Genomic DNA, 17,423 nt, shown 5'->3' with positions numbered 1-17,423 from the left:
GTCTCACAATTCGGGAACAACGAGATCGGCGACCGGGCCGTCGATATGCAACGTCGCGCCGGTCATGGCTTGAAGGTCTTCCAGCGTCATGGCGGCCAGCTTTTCACGCAACACGAAACGCCCCTTGTCGATATCGATCACAGCATGGCTGGTATAGATGCGGGTGATACATGCGACGCCGCTTAGCGGAAAAGTGCACTTTTCAACCAGCTTCGGTTCACCCTTCTTCGTTACATGCTCGGTGATGACGACAACTTGCTTCGCACCATGTACCAGATCCATCGCACCGCCCACTGCGGGCACGCCTTTGGCGCCAACACGCCAATTGGCGAGATCACCATTCTGGGCAACCTGATAGGCGCCGAGAATCGCGACATCGAGATGTCCGCCGCGCACCATCGCGAAACTATCGGCATGATGGAAAAATGCCGCGCCGGACTTTAGCGTAACAGCCTTCTTGCCAGCATTGATCAGGTCCCAGTCTTCCTCACCTGCTGGCGGCGCTTCACCGAAATCCAGAACGCCGTTCTCCGTGTGAAAAATCGCTTCACGTCCTTCCGGTTGATAGCGGGCGACCATTTCGGGAAAGCCAATTCCAAGATTTACATAGGCACCATCCTGAATATCCTGCGCGGCGCGCCATGCGATCTGGGCGTTGGACAGTTTGATGTCATCATGAATATCAATCATCATACGTAGGTCACTCCAGCACGAATGAGCTCTTCTTCTTGCTGCGGATTTGCAACTTCAACGACACTGTCGACGAAGATACCCGGCGTGATGATATTTTCCGGCTCAATGCCTCCGAGCGGAACGATTTCCGATACCTGTACAATCGTCCTTGCAGCAGCCATACACATGAGTGGATTGAAATTACGCGCAGCCATGCGGTAGGTCAGATTGCCGTGCGTATCGCCAAGATGCGCTTTAATGAGCGCATAATCAGCTTTCAGCCAACGCTCCTGCACGTAAGGTCGTCCATCAAATTCAGCTATTACCTTGCCTTCGGCGAGTTCCGTGCCATAGGCTGTCGGCGTGTAGAACGCCGGGATACCAGCGCCACCTGCTCGGATACGCTCAGCAAGCGTTCCTTGCGGTACAAGTTCCAGATCGATTTCACCGGCAATATATTTGTCCGTGAAAGCGCGCGGATCGGAAGACCGCGGGAATGAACAGATCATCTTGCGCACCATCCCGGCGTCAATCATTGCCGCGATGCCGATGCGCCCATTGCCCGCATTATTGTTGATCACCGTCAAGTTCTTCGGCCCCTTATCGATCAGGGCATGGATCAATTCTATTGGCGCGCCTGAGCCACCGAACCCCCCGATCATGACCGTAGCGCCATCGTCTATTCCGGCAACAGCCTCGGTCAGACTTCCGATTGTCTTGTCCATTTTACCTCCATACCAGAGCGTTCGAGCTTCGTGCTTGAGCGTCCGGTCGCAATCGCACTGGAGTTAGCCACCTCGTCGGCAAAGGGTCAAACATTTTGTGCGATATTTGACATTTGTTCAGATACCGCACAAAGTATCTACGCAAACTGAGAGGGATTTCATGCGCGAAACAGATTTCATCGGCGGTTTTGCAAAGGGATTGAAGGTCATCGAAGCGTTCGGTGAAGACCAACCACGTCTTTCAATAGCGGACGTTTCAAAAATAACTGGTCTCGATCGTGCAACCGCACGACGGTGCCTGCTGACGCTGACCGAGCTCGAATATGCCGAGTATGACGGCAAGTTCTTCATGCTTCTGCCCAAAATTCTTCGGCTCGGGCATGCCTATCTATCTTCGACGCCATTGCCGACAATTATCCAGCCGCATCTGGACCGGCTCTCTGATGCCGTCGGAGAGAGCGCATCCGCATCCGTTCTGGATGGAACGGAAATTGTTTACATCGCGCGCGCCTCACAAATGCGCGTGATTTCCATCAACTTGATGGCGGGAAGCAGGCTTCCAGCCTACTGTGCTTCGATGGGGCGTGTGCTTCTGGCCTGGCTTCATGAACCCGAGGCTCAGGTGCTTCTCGAGCGCACTGAACGGAAAGCTTTGACACCATTTACAAAGGTGGAAATTGCCCCGCTGATGACAGAACTCTCCATTATTCGTGGTCAAGGTTATGCAATCAACGATCAGGAACTGGAGATCGGACTACGCTCCATCGCTGTTCCTGTTTTCAATCATCGAGGTTTAGTAGTTGCGGCGCTTAACATCGGGGCACCCGTGGCACATGTCGAAACAATTGACCTTGTGGAACGCTTCCTGCCTGCAATGCTTCAAGTCCAGTTGGATCTACGCAATTTGCTGAGATGACCGCAGAGAATGAAAAATCCAATTAATTCTATGATGATGAATCCAGAGCGGCCAGACGCTCGCGCTCCCTCAAACGGAATGTACGGGGTGTTTCGCTCGTCATCTTCAGGAAAAAGCGTGAAAAATATGCGGGATCTGAAAAGCCAAGGCTGTAGGCGATATGCTGCACCGACGATGGCATGGCTATCAAATCGCGCTTGGCCGTCTCAATCAGCCTGCTTGCAACCATGTCTTGTGTCGTCCTTCCTGTCAGTTGTTTGACAGTCCGGTTGAGATGCGTTGATGAAACACCCAACAGTTTCGCATAAAATGAAACGGGCTTGTGTTCTCGGTAATGACGGTCGATCAGTTCCTGCAAGCGCTCAATACGAGCATGCCCATATATCTGACGGTCTTCCTGCTTTGCGGAATTTGAAGAATAAGCGTGTCGCAGAACATAGACGAATGCGGCTTGAACAAGAGATTCCAGCAGGCTGTTTTTATATGGTTTTCTCGTGTGAAACTCATCTTGTACTTGCCGCAGAAGAGAGGAAAGTAACGCCAGATTCTCGTCGCCCGCTCCTTTCATCGATATGAGTTGAGGATGCATCAACCACTTCGCCATAACGCCCCCAGAGCCGTCTCCAATAAACGGCATATGAGGGCTCAAAATCGTTACAATGTGCCCCACTATATCTCGAGAGAATGCAAACCCATGATTGAAACCGGGTGGCACCATAATGGCACATGGCGTTTGAAAGGGGTAGATGACGCCATCGAAGCTCACCTGCCCCGCACCCCCTTCAATATATAAAAGCTGAAAGAAGCTCTCGTGACGATGCAACGAAATTTCGAAATTATGCAAACTTGATCGCGAGAAAAGCGTCTCGCAGTGTAGCCAAAAATCCGGCTTCTGCTCGCGTTCTTCTCCATAAAGCTCGTATGTTGGAACAAAATTATCCGACACTTACCCTCCAATCATGTTCGATTTGTACAATAAATAGTCGAGATTATCCATTGCCAGCAGGAACGTTCCTTCAAGAATAAAGACGGAATTGCATTGGGAGGAACTTATGCGCACTCAGGTGGCAATCATCGGATCGGGCCCGGCCGGCCTGCTCCTCGGCCAACTTCTGACTAAAGCCGGGATAGACAATGTCGTGCTGGATCGCGTCAGCGCGGATTATATTCTGGGCCGTGTACGTGCTGGCGTCTTGGAAGAAGGCACCGTCAATCTGATGGATGAAGCCGAAGCTTCAACACGCCTTCAAGCAGAGGGATTGCCACATGACGGTTTCTCACTCGCCTTCGACGGTCGGGATCACCGTATCGACCTGCACAAACTGACCGGCAAGCGCGTTACGGTTTATGGCCAGACTGAGATGACGCACGACCTTATGGATGAACGGCGGAAGTCGAACACCACCAGCATTTATGAAGCCGCCAACGTAACACCGCATGATTTCGATACGACATCGCCATATATTACCTACGAAAAGGACGGCAAAACCCATCGCATCGACTGCGATTTCATCGCTGGATGTGACGGGTATCACGGCATAAGCCGCAAATCTGTACCGGACAAGGCAATCGATATCTTTGAAAAGATCTATCCTTTCGGCTGGCTCGGTATTCTGGCCGACATTCCGCCGGTCGCTCATGAGTTGATCTATGCCAACCACGAACGTGGTTTTGCGCTTTGCTCCATGCGCTCGCTCACACGCAGCCGTTACTACATCCAATGTTCACTTGATGAAAAGATCGAAAACTGGAGCGACGAACGCTTTTACGATGAACTGCGCTGTCGCCTTCCGGCACATCATGCCGAAGCAATGATAACCGGACCGTCTTTCGAGAAATCCATTGCGCCTCTACGCTCTTTCGTGGCTGAACCAATGCGCTTTGGACAGCTTTTCCTTGTTGGAGATGCCGCTCATATCGTTCCTCCGACAGGTGCGAAAGGGCTAAACCTCGCCGCCAGCGACGTGCACTATCTTTACGAAGGATTGAGAGAGTTTTATCTGGGCAAATCAAAATCTGGCATCGACGCTTATTCTGCTAATGCGCTTGCGCGCATCTGGAAGGCCGAACGCTTTTCATGGTCCATGACCAAAATGCTACACCGATTTCCTGATATGGTTCCGTTTGATCAGAAAGTGCAGGAAGCAGAACTTGACTACTTCTGCACTTCCGAAGCTGCCTCAACCGCACTTGCTGAAAACTACGTCGGATTGCCGTTCTGAACGGTGAATACTATAAATAAGGTTTAACTAATTTTATTTAATAAAACATATAGACTGATGCTTTAATTTAGAATTGATGTAGAATTCTATTTCTAATCGAACCCCCAGCAAGAAGTTCCGGCCAGAACTTCTTGCAAATAGCGCGGTCAGCTACCTTATTTGGGTAGCTGGCCGCGTTAATCTCTAGAGCTTCACACCAGCAGCTTCGCGCAACGTCTGGATCAGAATTTGCATAGCGGCTGTCTGTGTCGTGTCAGTTCGCATGGTCAACCCTACCGGACCTGTCGTTTCGCTTGTATCGATGGAAAGAGCGACAAGCTTGCCTTCAGATACATCTCTGGCAGCAACCCCTTCTGAAATGATCCACACCGCATCACTGTCGCGGACGAAAGCACGTCCAAATGCATCGGAAACGGTCTCAATCTGAACTGGCAGGGCACCTATACCGTTCGTAATCAGCAAACGATCCACAAACGGGCGAATGATTGAATTGCGTGTCGGCATCAGAACCGGGTAGTCGGCCAGATGCTCGAAAACCGCGCGTCCGTCCGTCAGGGGATGCCCTGTCCTGACAAGAAATCGAACCTGCTCCGAATAAAGATGCTCGAATGAAAAACCGGTCATCTTTTCTGGCGCGGCAAGCCGCCCTACAACCAGATCGAGATCGCCAACCCGTAGCTGCTCCAGAAGAACAGCATTTTCACCCGTAACGATTTTTACACGGCTAGACGTTCTTTCCGCGAGAAACAGGCTCATCGCTTTCGGCATGATGCGTGTTGAGACTGTCGGCAAGGCGCCAATACGAATAGGCGGTCCTGATCCATCCAATTCTTGCGACACGGAATCCAGCCCTTGCCGTAAGGCGGTCAAAGCCGTCCCAGCATGACGCAGGAATACTTCACCGAACCGCGTTATCCTTATGCCACGACCATCGCGTTCCACTACTGGAACGCCCAGAATCTCCTCCAGCTCACGCATCGTCTTGGTCACTGCTGGTTGGCTGATACTCAGGAGTTCGGAGGCCTTGACCACACTCTTCTGTCGCGCAACCTCAACAAACGTATGCAGATGACGAAATTTGATCCTGTTCCCAATCACTTATCTATAACCCTGTAGTTATGATTTTTGCGAATAATATCATTTTACTTAACCAGTTCAAAGCACGACAGTGCGATGCAAGAGGAGAAAGCTGTGCAGTTCGCATCCATAAACGACGTCGTCATCCATTATGATTTCCAGCCAATAGCCGCAGAGAAGCCTGTTCTGGTTTTCATCAACTCGCTCGGAACCGATTTCCGGATATGGGATGAAGTTCGCGCACGCCTGCGCAACGACGTATCGACGCTCGTTTATGATAAGCGCGGCCACGGCCTTTCAGATGTCGGAGCCCCCCCCTACACAATCGAACTCCTTGCGACCGACCTCATCAACCTGCTCGACAAGCTTTCGATAAAACGGGCGATCATTTGCGGTCTTTCCGTCGGTGGACTGATCGCGCAAGGTGTTTATGCAGCGCGCCCCGATCTGGTGGCCGGATTCGTTTTGTCCAACACCGCTCACAAGATCGGTACAGCAGCGATGTGGGACGCGCGCATAGCTGCTATTCAGCAAGATGGCCTTTCAAGCATCCTCGACGCGACAATGCCCCGCTGGTTCACGTCGGACTATCGCCGCTCCGATAATCCTGCCTATCATGCCTATTGCAATATGTTCGTTCGGCAACCGCTCGACGGCTATGCGGCCACCTGTGCCGCGCTGCGTGAAGCGGATTTAACCGAAGTAGCCAGAACTATTTCGGTGCCAACACTTTGTTTGGTCGGTGATCAGGACGGCTCCACGCCGCCTACCCTTGTGCGCGAACTGGCAAGTCTTATCCCTGAAGCAGATTTCACGGAGATTGCCGCCAGCGGTCACATTCCCTGCGTTGAACAGCCCGATGCCTATGTCTCGCTGTTGCGCAACTTTATTTCAAACAGATTCTAACATGGAGAGTAGCCATGGCTGACAAGGCAGTGCGGTCGGAACGCTACAAGATCGGCATGAACGTGCGCCGTTCAGTTCTGGGCGATACGCATGTGGATCGCGCTTCAAACGGTGCAACCGACCTTGATGCTCCGTTTCAGGAGCTTATAACAGAAGCCGCATGGGGCACGGTCTGGGCGCGACCCGGCTGGACCAAACGAGAACGGTCGATCGTTACGATTGCACTGCTTGCAGCACTCGGGCAAGACGATGAAGTTGCCATGCATATACGCGCTACGAAAAATACGGGCGCAACGAAGGAGGACATCTGCGAAGCATTGATGCATGTTGCAATCTATGCGGGGGTTCCGGCATCGAACCACGCTTTCAAGATCGCAAAGCAGACCTATGCGCAGATGGAAGCGGAGGAAACTGAAAAATGAAGAACAGTCTGCCGGAGGCAACTCCGTTCTTTGCTCGCGATCTGTCCATGCATCCACCGGCTTACACGCCGTGGTATAAGACCTCCGTCCTTCGCTCGCCTACTCGTGCTTTGCTTTCGCTCGAAGGCACCAAAAGTGAAATTACGGGCCCGGTATTCGGGCACAGTATGCTGCACGAGCTGGATAATGACCTCATCCTCAATTATGCGCGCCCCGGCGAAATGCCGATAGGTCCGCGCATCCTTGTTCATGGTCGTGTTCTGGACGAGAGTAGCCGTCCTGTTCCAGGCGCACTGCTGGAATTCTGGCAGGCCAACGCTGGCGGGCGTTATCGCCACAAGAAAGAAACCTATCTTGCGGCCATCGACCCCAACTTCGGCGGCGTCGGTCGCACGGTCACGGACGAAAACGGCTACTACTGGTTCAAGACCATAAAGCCCGGCCCGTACCCTTGGCCAAATGGTGTCAATGACTGGCGTCCGGCTCACATCCATTTTTCTGTGTTCGGTCATGGCTTTGCACAGCGCCTCATCACACAGATGTATTTCGAGGGCGATCCGCTAATCTGGATTTGCCCGATCGTAAAAACTATTCCCGACAAATCAGCTGTCGAACGGCTGGTCGCACCTCTGGACATGAACGCTAATTTGCCGATGGATATGCTTGCTTACAAGTTCGACATTGTGTTGCGCGGGCGCCGCGCAACCTTGTTTGAAAATCGCCCGGAGGGCAACTGATATGGTGCAACCTCTCGGCTATCTGAAAGAAACCGTATCACAGACTGCGGGCCCTTACGTCCATATCGGATTGACACCCAATTTTGTTGGCATCAACGGCATTTTCGAGCAGGATCTCGGCTCCGGCCCTCTCTATAATGAGAAGACGACAGGCGAACGCATCACTATCAAGGGCCATGTCATCGATGGCATAGGCGCACCAATCCGCGATGCGTTGGTAGAAATATGGCAGGCTGATGCAAAAGGCCTCTATAACAGCCCCTCTGAAACCGGCGGCAAGGCCGACTCTGGCTTTCGTGGATGGGGCCGTTGTGCGAGCCATATGGACACGGGCGAGTTCACTTTCGAGACGATCAAACCTGGCCGCGTTTTTTTCAAAGATGGCCGCCTCATGGCACCACACGTTACCTTGTGGATCGTGGCCCGCGGCATTAATCTCGGACTGCAGACGCGGATGTATTTTTCCGATGAAGCCGATGCGAATGCAGAGGACCCGGTCCTTGCACGCATCGAACATCGCAGCCGGGCGCAAACACTGATTGGTCAGCGTGAGGGTAGCGTCTATCATTTCGATATTCACTTGCAGGGCGAGAAAGAAACTGTCTTTTTCGATATTTGACGCATGAGCATCTCGGTCTTCGAACATCCGTTTCTGGCACAGCTTTTCGGCGACGACGAAGAGATATTGAGCCTGTTTACTGCGGCGGCTGATATTGCCGAGATGTTGCGCTTTGAAGCGGCTTTGGCTGAAGCTCAAGCGGGGCTCGGCTTGATACCGGTCGAGGCAGGACAAGCGATCAAACAAGCCTCAGAAACGTTCGAACCCAACCTATCCGATCTGGCAACAGCGACAGCGCGTGACGGGGTTGTCATTCCCTCACTCGTGAAAGAACTGCGTCTGGCGGTCGGAACGGATTACGGCGAATACGTTCATTTCGGCGCGACGAGCCAGGATGCCATCGATACGAGCCTGATTTTGCGGCTGAAACGCGCAAGTACAATTCTTTATGGGCGAATTCAGCAACTCACGCAGCGTTTCGATTGGCTTGATGCGACGTTCGGAAGGAATGCTCTGACGGGTTATACACGTATGCAATCCGCTATTCCGATCACCGTATCGGACCGCATCTCAAGCTGGAAAAACCCGCTCAACGCTTATGAGACCAAACTGAACACCATCGTCTTTCCCGTACAGTTCGGAGGTGCAGCCGGAACGCTTGAAAAATTCGGAGATCAGGCACCGGCTCTGCGTGCTTTGCTGGCTGATAGGCTCGGATTGCACGATAGCCCGCAATGGCATAGCCAGCGGGCCTTCATTGTCGAGTTCGGCAATCTGCTTTCGCTCATCACGGGTACTCTTGGAAAATTCGGGCAAGATATTGCGCTTATGGCTGAACTGGGCACCGAACTGTCCTTGACCGGTGGTGGCGGTTCGTCCGCCATGCCCCACAAGCAAAATCCGGTGTCAGCAGAGATACTGGTCAGCCTTGCCCGTTTCAACGCGGCCCAAATGGGTGGTTTGCATCAGGCTATGGTGCATGAGCAGGAGCGCTCAGGCGCGGCCTGGATGATCGAATGGATGATCCTGCCGCAAATTGTTGCGTCGACTGGCAGTGCCCTCAAGATTGCATCAATCCTGATCGATAAGGTGGTTCGAATCGGAAACGAACAATTCTCGGACACATAACCATCCGGGTATCGTTTATGAGGAATTTTTCATTTTACATGACCAATTAGATAGGCATGCTGAAATCAGGACATTCCCTGTTGCGACGAGACGGTCACGCGCGGGAATGGTGGGCGATAGGGAGGAGAACATGAAGAAAATTGTATTCACCGCGCTTGCGGTCTTTTCACTCACAGCATCAGCAGCTTATGCCGATGTGGTAAAGGTCGGCGTCATTGGTCCATTTTCAGGCCCGTTTGCTCTTCAGGGCAAGAACTTCAAGGCCGGCATCGACGCCTATATGACAGAGCACGGCAACACGATCGGCGATGACACTGTCGAGATCGTTTATCGTGATGTGCCGCAGGCCGATCCGGCGCAATCGAAGGCGCTTGCGCAGGAACTCGTGGTCAAGGAAGGCGTCCAATATCTTGCTGGCTTCTATTTCACCCCTGACGCCATGGCGGTTACGCCCATTCTCAAACAGGGCAATGTGCCGATGGTCGTCATGAATGCCGCCACCTCTTCCATTGTAACGAAGAGCCCTTATGTGGTGCGCACCTCGTTCACCACATGGCAAACGTCAACCCCGATCGCAAAGGTTGCACTCGACAAGGGTGTGAAGAAAGTCATCTCGGTTGTCAGCGATTATGGGCCCGGCGTGGATGCGGAAAACGCTTTCAAGGCAGCGTTTACAGAAGCTGGTGGCGAAGTGGTCGAAGCTATTCGGATGCCGCTCGCTACGAACGATTTCAGCCCTATCATGCAGCGTATAAAAGACTCTGGCGCGCAAGGCGTGTTTGCTTTTCTGCCGTCTGGACCAACCACGCTCGGTTTCATGAAATCCTATGTCGACAACGGATTGAAAGGCTCGGGCATTCAGCTTTTTGCTCCAGGTGACCTGACACAAGAATCCGATCTTCCCGCACTCGGAGAAAATGCTCTCGGTGTTCTGACGACTTTCCACTACGCAGTCTCGCATGACTCGCCAGAAAACAAGAAGTTTGTCGAGGAAGCTCGAAAGGCCATCGGCAATCCTGTGGAGTTGTCCTTCCCTTCGGTCGGCGCTTATGATGGCATGCATGTCATCTACAAGATGATCGAAGCGACCGGCGGTGAAAAAGATGCTGAAAAGGCGGTAGAGGCCGTGAAAGGCATGGAATGGATCAGTCCTCGCGGCCCTGTATCCATCGACCCCGAAAGCCGCCATATGACGCAGAACATCTATCTGCGCGAAGTCGCCAAGGCTGATGACGGCACTTACTATAACAAGGAAATTCAAACCTTCGAAAAGCAGGGCGACCCCGGCCTAAAAGCTCAATAACTCCGGCATTCAAGAGTTAACGCCTTGATGCCTGAGCAGGCGTAAAGCGCGCTCATAGCTCATAACTGCTTATTTTAACGCGCACCCGAAAATTTTTTCGTGCTTTTCGGGATGCGCTCAACAGGACCACTCAATGCAGACTGTGCTCAGCATTGCCGTTGATGCCCTCGCCTATGGCATGGTGCTTTTCGTCATTTCCATCGGCCTTTCGGTCACCATGGGCTTGATGCGCGTCGTCAATCTCGCTCACGGCGCATTTGCAATGATCGGCGGCTATTTTGCATCCTATGCTGCCCAGCAGCTTGGCCTCAATTACGGCTTTGCGATCATCATCGCCGTCGTCGGCACGATGTTAATCGCCGTTCCCGTGGAGAGATTGCTCTATCGGCGCATTTATGGAGCGCCTGAACTGACACAGGTGCTGATGACCATCGGCATCACCTTCTGCATCATCGGTCTCACCAACTATATATTCGGACCAACACTGAAGACCATTCCTTTGCCTGAAATGTTGCGTGGATCGGTCGATCTCGGCTTTCGGGCAATTGCCAAGCATCGCATCTTTGCAATCGGGTGCGGCTTCGCGGTGGCCCTTGGTCTTTGGCACATCATCGAACGCACTGCATTCGGCGTGAAACTGCGCGCTGCTGTCGACAATGCCAACATGGCGGCTGCGCTCGGTGTCAGAACCGAAATCGTTTACGCCATCAGCTTTGCGCTTGCCATTGGGCTCGCAGCTTTCGGCGGTGTTGTCGGCGCCGAACTTCTACCTGTCGAACCCTACTATGCACTCCGCTACATGGTGACATTTCTGGTCGTCGTCTCTGTCGGTGGCGCAGGCTCCATACCCGGAGCGCTGATTGCCTGCCTCCTGCTCGGAGCAATCGATACAACCGGGCGTTATCTGGCACCGGAATATGGCGAGTTCTTCTTCTATCTGGCAGTGATCGTCATTGTGACGCTGTTCCCGCGTGGTCTTGCAGGAAGGCTGGCCAAAAAATGACCGATATGACGCAAGCTCTCTCTCAACACCGTCACTCCTATGCGGGTCTTGTCGGCGTAGCAGCAATTATCGCTGCCAGTATTTGCGGCTGGTTTTTGTTCCCCGATAATCTGGCACTGCTGACACGCATCATTGCCATTGCCTTGCTCGTATTGTCACTCGATCTGGTGATGGGCTATTGCGGTATAGCAACGCTCGGCCATGCTGCTTTGTTTGGCGCTGGTGCCTATGGTGCCGGCATCGCCGCTGCCCATTTCGGTATTACCGACCCGATCCTGATGACACTTATCGGTCTTGTTGCAGGAGCTATCACCGGGCTTGTTTCCGGAGCCGTTATTCTGCGCGCGCACGGGCTCGCTCAACTCGTTCTATCGATTGCCGTTGTCCATCTGTTCCACGAAGTTGCAAACAAGGCATCAAGCTGGACCGGCGGCAGTGACGGACTAAGCGGCATTTCACCCGATCCGATCTTTGGCATGTTCGAGTTCGATCTCTACGGACACACGGTCTATGTCTATGCCGTATTCCTGCTGCTCGTTTCCTTCATCGTCCTACGTTATGTTGTTCGTTCACCCTTCGGTATGCTTTGCCGAGGTGTGAAAGAAGACCCGATCCGCATTCATGCCATGGGTGCTTCGGTGCAGTCAGCACAGCTTCGCATGTATGTCATTTCAGGTGCTGTTGCGGGCATCGGTGGCGCGCTGAATGCCATTTCAACGCAGGTCGTCGGGCTCGACAGTCTCAGTTTTACCATGTCGGCGGAAGCTTTGGTAATGCTGGTTCTCGGTGGCACGGGATCGCTGTTCGGCGGACTAGTTGGTACGGTTGTCTTCATGTGGTTCGAAGACCTCGTCTCTGCTGCGAACCCCTTCCACTGGCTTACAATGGTTGGGGCTCTGCTGATCGCCGTCGTGCTATTCGCGCCGCGTGGCCTCTATGGAACCGTCGCCTATTACTTTGAAAAGAAGGCGCGCCGCAAATGAGCACCGTGTTTGAAGTAACGAAACTGCGCAAGAATTTCGGCGGTCTGGCAGTGACAAACGATGTTTCGCTCAACATGGTGAAAGGCGACCGCGTCGCTCTCATTGGTCCCAACGGAGCAGGCAAGACCACTTTCGTCAATCTGGTTACAGGCAACCTCGCGGCAACTTCTGGCACCGTGGCATTGGATGGAGAGAACGTCTCCCGGCTCAACGCCATGCAGCGCGTCAGGCGCGGACTGGTGCGTTCATTTCAGGTGACCCGTCTCTTCTTCGACATGACACCCGAAGAACACGTGGCTCTTGCTGTTTTGCAACGCGAAGGCAAGACAGGACGTATTCTCGGAAACTATCGCAAAATGCCTGAAGTCATGGATGAAGTGCGCGATATTCTCGATGCGCTCGGACTTCTGCATCTCGGGCAGTTGCGGGTGAGCGAGATCGCATATGGCCAACAGCGGCTTCTGGAGATTGCCCTTGCATTGGCGCTTCGACCCAAAGTTCTGCTGCTTGATGAACCAGCTGCAGGTGTTCCACAGAGCGACACAGGCCGCATCGAGGAAGCGCTCGACCGACTACCGGCCGATCTGGCAGTACTCATGATCGAGCACGATATGGACCTCGTTTTTCGCTTCGCAAAACGCGTAGTCGTGCTGGCTGCAGGAACTGTAATTTTTGACGGATTGCCGGAAGATGTCGTGCAGGATACCCGCGTCCGCGAAGCCTATCTCGGGAGCTATGCGCAATGAGTGCCGCCTCGCTTGAAATTCGCAATCTCTCCTCCGGTTACGGCCCCACGCGCATCATCGAGAATGTATCGTTCAAAGCAGAACCGGGATCGCGACTTGCCATTCTGGGCCGCAATGGTGTCGGCAAGACCAGCCTCTTTGCTACTATCGCAGGGCAAACCCGCCGTTATGGCGGTGAAATTCTGCTGAATGGGAAGAATATCGCCACGCTTCCATCAGCCGCGCGCGCAATTGCCGGTCTCGGTTATGTGCCGCAAACTCGTGATGTTTTTCCGACCCTCACCGTCGAAGAAAATCTCTTCGTTGGCCTCAAAAACCGACCAAAGAATGCGCTTGAAGAAGCCTATGCGATGTTTCCGCGTCTTAAGGAACGACGCAGCAATCTTGGGTCGCAGCTTTCCGGGGGAGAACAACAGATGCTTTCCACCGCGCGCAGCATTCTCGGGCGACCGACAGTGCTGCTGCTCGATGAGCCGCTGGAAGGGCTTGCTCCTGTCATCTGTGAAGAGCTGATGGCTGCTTTCTCGACACTTGCACAGAAGGGAGACATGACGATTCTGCTTGTCGAACAGCGCATCCAGAGTGCGCTCGATTTTGCCGATCACATCATCATACTGGAACGTGGGCGCATTGCATGGTCTGGCACGTCAGCAGAACTCGCCGAAAACCAGCAGACTGTCGAAGAACTACTCGGTGTCGGTGGCTTGCATTGATCAGTTCCCGACAAATGCAAACTTGTCGACGTCCACAAGGCCGCGGTCAGTGATCTTGAGATGCGGGATCACAGGCAAGGCGATGAATGCCAGTTGCAAGAATGGCTCCTCCAGAACGGAACCCAGTTCTTCCGCTGCGTGACGCAGCACACGAAGCTGGTCGCGGACAGTTTCATATGGTTCGGCGCTCATCAATCCGGCAATGGGCAAAGGCATTTCAGCCAACACCTTGCCATCTCGCACGACAACGAAACCACCTTCAATTTCGCCCAATCGGTTGGCAGCTGCAGCAATATCTTCGTCTGACGTGCCAACCACACAGATATTATGGCTGTCATGACTGACGGTTGACGCGATTGCACCTGATTTCAAGCCGAAACCGTGCACAAAGCCGGTCGCAATATTTCCATTTTTGCCGTGACGTTCGACAACGGCGATCTTGACTACATCTTTTTCGAAATCGGGCTCAACGCCGTTCGGGCCAACCTTCAGATCGAATTCGAGGCTTTCCGTTATGATCTTGCCCGGAATTATACCGATTGCACGCGTCTTGCCGCTGTTGGAATGAGAGCGGAAACTGGACGCGCTGACTTTCGATGCCTTGACGCTATTGCGCCCGACAGGAGCAACGATCTTACGAGAGGCAAACAAATCCTCTGAAATCACTCTGCCCGCCGACAACACGATTTCAGCGTGACAACCTTCGAGGCTATCCACCACAACGAGGTCGGCGCGCTGACCCGGCGCAACCAGACCCCGGTCGAAAAGACCGAAAGCACGTGCTGCGGAAATGCTCGCGGCCCGGTAGATTGCAATCGGCTCCACGCCGCCTGCAATCGCCGTGCGGATAAGGTAGTCGAGGTGGCCCTGATCGGCGATATCAAGCGGATTGCGATCATCAGTGCATAACGCCAGGAACTGCGCATGACGTTCGGTAATGATCGGCATAAGCGCTTTCAGATCCTTGGAAACAGACCCTTCACGCACCAATACATGCATACCTTTACGCATCTTCTCCAGCGCTTCTTCCGCACTTGTCGCCTCGTGTTCGGTGCGAATACCTGCGGAAATATAGCCGTTCAGGTCGAGCCCGCGCAGAAGCGGCGCATGACCATCAATATGGCGTCCCTGAAACGCCTTGAGCTTCGCTATGCATTCGGGGTCTTTCGCCAGAACACCTGGAAAGTTCATGAACTCCGCAAGACCAATCACCTTGGGGTGGTCAGCAAAAGGCAACAGATCATCGATCAGAAGCTCGGCGCCAGACGTTTCCATATGGGTCGCGGGCACACAGCTCGAAAGCTGCACGCGGATATCCATGACGGTTTCCAACGCGCTATCGAGGAAAAACTTTATGCCTTCAGCACCCAGCACATTCGCAATCTCGTGCGGGTCGCAAATGACCGTGGTAACGCCCTGTGGCAATACACACCGGTCGAACTCATGCGGCGTTACGTGGGAGGATTCTATGTGAAGATGCGTATCGATAAATCCCGGCACGACGATCCGTCCGGAAATGTCGATTTCATGCTTGCCCCGATAGTTGCCGAATGTTCCAACAACCCGATCACCGCAGATTGCGATGTCACTTTCAACAAGTTCACCGGTTACGAGATCGAAGAAACGGCCACCCTTCAGCACGATGTCGGCAGGTTCCCGACCTGCGCCCTGATCGATCATCCGTTCCAGCATCACGTCACCTCACATTCGGAATCAATTGTCGAAAGTTACCACAATGCAAGACGCGGCGGTAAGGTCACCCTTCCGCCGCGTCCATAACCCACGAATGTCCAGATTACCGGACGTATTCGATCATTCTGGCTCGGCTGAGAACGAGCTCGACCCGATTGTCATCAAGCTTATGCAGACAGACGCGCTTGGTCCAAGGGCCATCATGCAACGTAAACAGCGCGCGCCCCTGACCGAGGTCTTCCAACGGCATGGCTCGGCGTGCCGGGCCTATACCCATGATGAGGTGACCATCCTTGATATCGAAACTGGCGCCATAGGGCGATGCCTGCCAGTGGCCGTCGAGTTCCCGGTACACAGGTTTCGGTGTCACCGGCTTCAACCGGCGAGATACGTAACCAATCTCACCTTCCAGTTCCGTACCCGTCCAGCGGAGTTCAACCGGCGAAGACGGCGACAGGGATGAGAACCAGCCATCGCCGATATCGTAAAGCGTGTCTTCGGAATCAAGCCAGTTGGCTATACCGTTGCGCATTTCCAGCCAGAACGGTCCACTCTCCGTCACATAAAGCCCGTCGGGGATCGTGCAATTGGTTTCTGGCAACGACAATCCGTTGAGAGCGGCCATGCAATCTCGCGCCATCTTATAGGTGTTGGCGTCTTCACGATTTGAAACAACAATCATGCCGGTTTTCGCGGCTGGATCGAGCAGAAAATAGCTCTTGTAGCCGGGATGCGAACCACCGTGCCCGACAAACCGCTTGCCATCCACTTCATTCCACCGCAGTCCGAGGCCGTAAGCGGTTACGCGCCCGTCAGAGAGACGACGGTCAGCTGACAGTTTATCGAGCAAACCTTTGAACACGCCCTCGCCATTAACAAGTGCTTGTGCCCATTTGGTAAGCGCCATGCCACTGCCAGTCAGGCTGCCAGAAGCCGAAATGTGCAGGCCAGCAGAGCTGAGCTGCCATTTTTCGTCAGACTTCCAGTAACCGGGAACCAAGCCCGCGACCGGATCATTCCAGACGTCCGGCGCCTCCATGAAAATATCGAGAAGCTGCGCAATATCCGATTTAACGAAATCATTGAAGCGAAACCCTTTTCGCTCCAGTGCAGCTTCCACCAGACGATAACCGGTGTTGGAATACGAAATTTCCGAACCCGCTTCGAAATTGAGCCGATTGAGAGAAGCAAGGTAGTCCAGAAGCTGACCCGCTTCCGTTTCTGTATAAACAGACAGCCCCAGAAGTGTGAGGCATTCTCGCGTATCGGGCAGACCACCAGTCATGTCGAGTGCACGCCCCACGGTGACATCGGCCAGTGGACTTTGCAACTCCGGCAGATGGTCGCCGAGCCGATCCTCGAGGTCGATGATATCGCTGTGCTTGAGAACCATCGCACAAAACGCATGTTTCGTGACTGATGCGTAGCGAACAACTGTATTCGCCGTGAACGGCACCCCCGTAGACAGGTTTTCAAGCCCGCTCGCATAGGCAAATTTCACTCCATCTGGGCCGAAACCGATGATGACGCCACCCGGCTCATCCTTGGCCCAGGTTCTCGACAAGACTTTCGCGGCAAGCGAAGCCGCATTCCAGTCAGCATGCGTTGACATGAAAACT

General features: G+C 53.5%; 17 protein-coding genes and 1 pseudogene. 12 read left to right on the top strand and 6 right to left on the bottom strand.

Annotated elements, in window-relative coordinates; all coding sequences use genetic code 11:
- Positions 1–3: 3 nt before the first annotated feature.
- Positions 4–693, bottom strand: coding sequence for a CoA transferase subunit B (locus LJ361_RS14915; protein WP_010658906.1), 690 nt, complete (start codon positions 691–693; stop codon positions 4–6).
- A complete protein-coding gene (locus LJ361_RS14910; protein ID WP_010658907.1) occupies positions 690–1,397 on the bottom strand; it encodes a 3-oxoacid CoA-transferase subunit A in 708 nt (235 codons plus the stop codon). The genes LJ361_RS14915 and LJ361_RS14910 overlap by 4 nt, the downstream gene beginning before the upstream one ends.
- A gap of 160 nt (positions 1,398–1,557) precedes the next feature.
- Between LJ361_RS14910 and LJ361_RS14905 the strand changes: the two genes are divergently transcribed.
- Positions 1,558–2,313 carry an IclR family transcriptional regulator gene (locus tag LJ361_RS14905; RefSeq protein ID WP_010658908.1) on the top strand — a complete coding sequence of 252 codons (756 nt, stop codon included), beginning with the start codon at positions 1,558–1,560 and terminating at the stop codon, positions 2,311–2,313.
- A gap of 28 nt (positions 2,314–2,341) precedes the next feature.
- Here LJ361_RS14905 and LJ361_RS14900 read toward each other — a convergent pair whose 3' ends face one another.
- Entirely contained in the window at positions 2,342–3,259 is a 918-nt protein-coding gene (locus LJ361_RS14900; RefSeq protein ID WP_029375974.1) for a helix-turn-helix domain-containing protein, read from the bottom strand.
- Between the two features lie 106 nt (positions 3,260–3,365).
- Here LJ361_RS14900 and pobA point away from each other — a divergent pair, with 106 nt between their 5' ends.
- Positions 3,366–4,535, top strand: coding sequence for a 4-hydroxybenzoate 3-monooxygenase (gene pobA, locus LJ361_RS14895; protein WP_010658910.1), 1,170 nt, complete (start codon positions 3,366–3,368; stop codon positions 4,533–4,535).
- Positions 4,536–4,718: 183 nt separating this feature from the next.
- On the opposite strand, the gene pcaQ is transcribed toward pobA, so the two are convergent.
- The gene (gene pcaQ, locus LJ361_RS14890) at positions 4,719–5,633 is read right to left on the bottom strand and encodes a pca operon transcription factor PcaQ (RefSeq protein WP_010658911.1); all 915 of its coding nucleotides are present in this window, start codon (positions 5,631–5,633) and stop codon (positions 4,719–4,721) included.
- A 93-nt stretch (positions 5,634–5,726) separates the two neighbouring features.
- On the opposite strand from pcaQ, the gene pcaD reads away from it, so the two are divergent.
- The 10 genes from pcaD (at position 5,727) to LJ361_RS14835 (ending at position 14,112) form a co-directional block, all read left to right on the top strand.
- Positions 5,727–6,518: a 3-oxoadipate enol-lactonase gene (gene pcaD, locus LJ361_RS14885; RefSeq protein WP_010658912.1), complete on the top strand. Its 792-nt coding sequence runs from the start codon at positions 5,727–5,729 to the stop codon at positions 6,516–6,518.
- A gap of 14 nt (positions 6,519–6,532) precedes the next feature.
- On the top strand, positions 6,533–6,940 hold the full coding sequence (gene pcaC, locus LJ361_RS14880; RefSeq protein ID WP_010658913.1) for a 4-carboxymuconolactone decarboxylase: 408 nt from the start codon (positions 6,533–6,535) through the stop codon (positions 6,938–6,940).
- Positions 6,937–7,677 carry a protocatechuate 3,4-dioxygenase subunit beta gene (gene pcaH, locus LJ361_RS14870; protein ID WP_010658914.1) on the top strand — a complete coding sequence of 247 codons (741 nt, stop codon included), beginning with the start codon at positions 6,937–6,939 and terminating at the stop codon, positions 7,675–7,677. The genes pcaC and pcaH overlap by 4 nt, the downstream gene beginning before the upstream one ends.
- A gap of 1 nt (position 7,678) precedes the next feature.
- Positions 7,679–8,296, top strand: coding sequence for a protocatechuate 3,4-dioxygenase subunit alpha (pcaG, locus tag LJ361_RS14865; RefSeq protein WP_264811842.1), 618 nt, complete (start codon positions 7,679–7,681; stop codon positions 8,294–8,296).
- Between the two features lie 3 nt (positions 8,297–8,299).
- On the top strand, positions 8,300–9,364 hold the full coding sequence (locus LJ361_RS14860; RefSeq protein WP_010658916.1) for a 3-carboxy-cis,cis-muconate cycloisomerase: 1,065 nt from the start codon (positions 8,300–8,302) through the stop codon (positions 9,362–9,364).
- Positions 9,365–9,494: 130 nt separating this feature from the next.
- The gene (locus LJ361_RS14855; protein ID WP_010658917.1) at positions 9,495–10,667 is read left to right on the top strand and encodes an ABC transporter substrate-binding protein; all 1,173 of its coding nucleotides are present in this window, start codon (positions 9,495–9,497) and stop codon (positions 10,665–10,667) included.
- 133 nt (positions 10,668–10,800) lie between these two features.
- Complete coding sequence (locus LJ361_RS14850) at positions 10,801–11,670, top strand: branched-chain amino acid ABC transporter permease (RefSeq protein WP_264811841.1); 870 nt, start codon at positions 10,801–10,803, stop codon at positions 11,668–11,670.
- On the top strand, positions 11,667–12,653 hold the full coding sequence (locus LJ361_RS14845) for a branched-chain amino acid ABC transporter permease (protein ID WP_010658919.1): 987 nt from the start codon (positions 11,667–11,669) through the stop codon (positions 12,651–12,653). The genes LJ361_RS14850 and LJ361_RS14845 overlap by 4 nt, the downstream gene beginning before the upstream one ends.
- Positions 12,650–13,399 (top strand): ABC transporter ATP-binding protein, encoded by a 750-nt coding sequence (locus LJ361_RS14840; protein WP_010658920.1) that lies wholly within the window; start codon positions 12,650–12,652, stop codon positions 13,397–13,399. The genes LJ361_RS14845 and LJ361_RS14840 overlap by 4 nt, the downstream gene beginning before the upstream one ends.
- Positions 13,396–14,112 (top strand): ABC transporter ATP-binding protein, encoded by a 717-nt coding sequence (locus LJ361_RS14835; RefSeq protein WP_010658921.1) that lies wholly within the window; start codon positions 13,396–13,398, stop codon positions 14,110–14,112. Before LJ361_RS14840 ends, LJ361_RS14835 begins: the two co-directional genes overlap by 4 nt.
- Here LJ361_RS14835 and ade read toward each other — a convergent pair.
- Positions 14,113–15,853, bottom strand: a pseudogene (ade, locus tag LJ361_RS14830) (adenine deaminase). It lies immediately after the preceding gene.
- Positions 15,854–15,907: 54 nt separating this feature from the next.
- On the bottom strand, positions 15,908–17,416 hold the full coding sequence (locus tag LJ361_RS14825) for a serine hydrolase domain-containing protein (RefSeq protein ID WP_010658923.1): 1,509 nt from the start codon (positions 17,414–17,416) through the stop codon (positions 15,908–15,910).
- Positions 17,417–17,423: the final 7 nt, after the last annotated feature.

Origin of the sequence: Brucella sp. JSBI001 (genome assembly GCF_026014005.1) — a bacterium.
Lineage (GTDB): Bacteria > Pseudomonadota > Alphaproteobacteria > Rhizobiales > Rhizobiaceae > Brucella > Brucella anthropi.
Note: the sequence above shows the minus strand (reverse complement) of the source record. Positions and strands in the feature narration are given on the sequence as shown.

Excerpts from the sequence above, each read along its gene's own strand:
- LJ361_RS14915 (WP_010658906.1), bottom strand. The coding sequence starts at position 693 with ATGATGATTGATATTCATGATGACATCAAACTGTCCAACGCCCAGATC.
- LJ361_RS14910 (WP_010658907.1), bottom strand. The coding sequence starts at position 1,397 with ATGGACAAGACAATCGGAAGTCTGACCGAGGCTGTTGCCGGAATAGAC.
- LJ361_RS14905 (WP_010658908.1), top strand. The coding sequence starts at position 1,558 with ATGCGCGAAACAGATTTCATCGGCGGTTTTGCAAAGGGATTGAAGGTC.
- pobA (WP_010658910.1), top strand. The coding sequence starts at position 3,366 with ATGCGCACTCAGGTGGCAATCATCGGATCGGGCCCGGCCGGCCTGCTC.
- pcaC (WP_010658913.1), top strand. The coding sequence starts at position 6,533 with ATGGCTGACAAGGCAGTGCGGTCGGAACGCTACAAGATCGGCATGAAC.
- pcaH (WP_010658914.1), top strand. The coding sequence starts at position 6,937 with ATGAAGAACAGTCTGCCGGAGGCAACTCCGTTCTTTGCTCGCGATCTG.
- pcaG (WP_264811842.1), top strand. The coding sequence starts at position 7,679 with ATGGTGCAACCTCTCGGCTATCTGAAAGAAACCGTATCACAGACTGCG.
- LJ361_RS14860 (WP_010658916.1), top strand. The coding sequence starts at position 8,300 with ATGAGCATCTCGGTCTTCGAACATCCGTTTCTGGCACAGCTTTTCGGC.
- LJ361_RS14855 (WP_010658917.1), top strand. The coding sequence starts at position 9,495 with ATGAAGAAAATTGTATTCACCGCGCTTGCGGTCTTTTCACTCACAGCA.
- LJ361_RS14850 (WP_264811841.1), top strand. The coding sequence starts at position 10,801 with ATGCAGACTGTGCTCAGCATTGCCGTTGATGCCCTCGCCTATGGCATG.
- LJ361_RS14845 (WP_010658919.1), top strand. The coding sequence starts at position 11,667 with ATGACCGATATGACGCAAGCTCTCTCTCAACACCGTCACTCCTATGCG.
- LJ361_RS14840 (WP_010658920.1), top strand. The coding sequence starts at position 12,650 with ATGAGCACCGTGTTTGAAGTAACGAAACTGCGCAAGAATTTCGGCGGT.
- LJ361_RS14835 (WP_010658921.1), top strand. The coding sequence starts at position 13,396 with ATGAGTGCCGCCTCGCTTGAAATTCGCAATCTCTCCTCCGGTTACGGC.
- LJ361_RS14825 (WP_010658923.1), bottom strand. The coding sequence starts at position 17,416 with ATGTCAACGCATGCTGACTGGAATGCGGCTTCGCTTGCCGCGAAAGTC.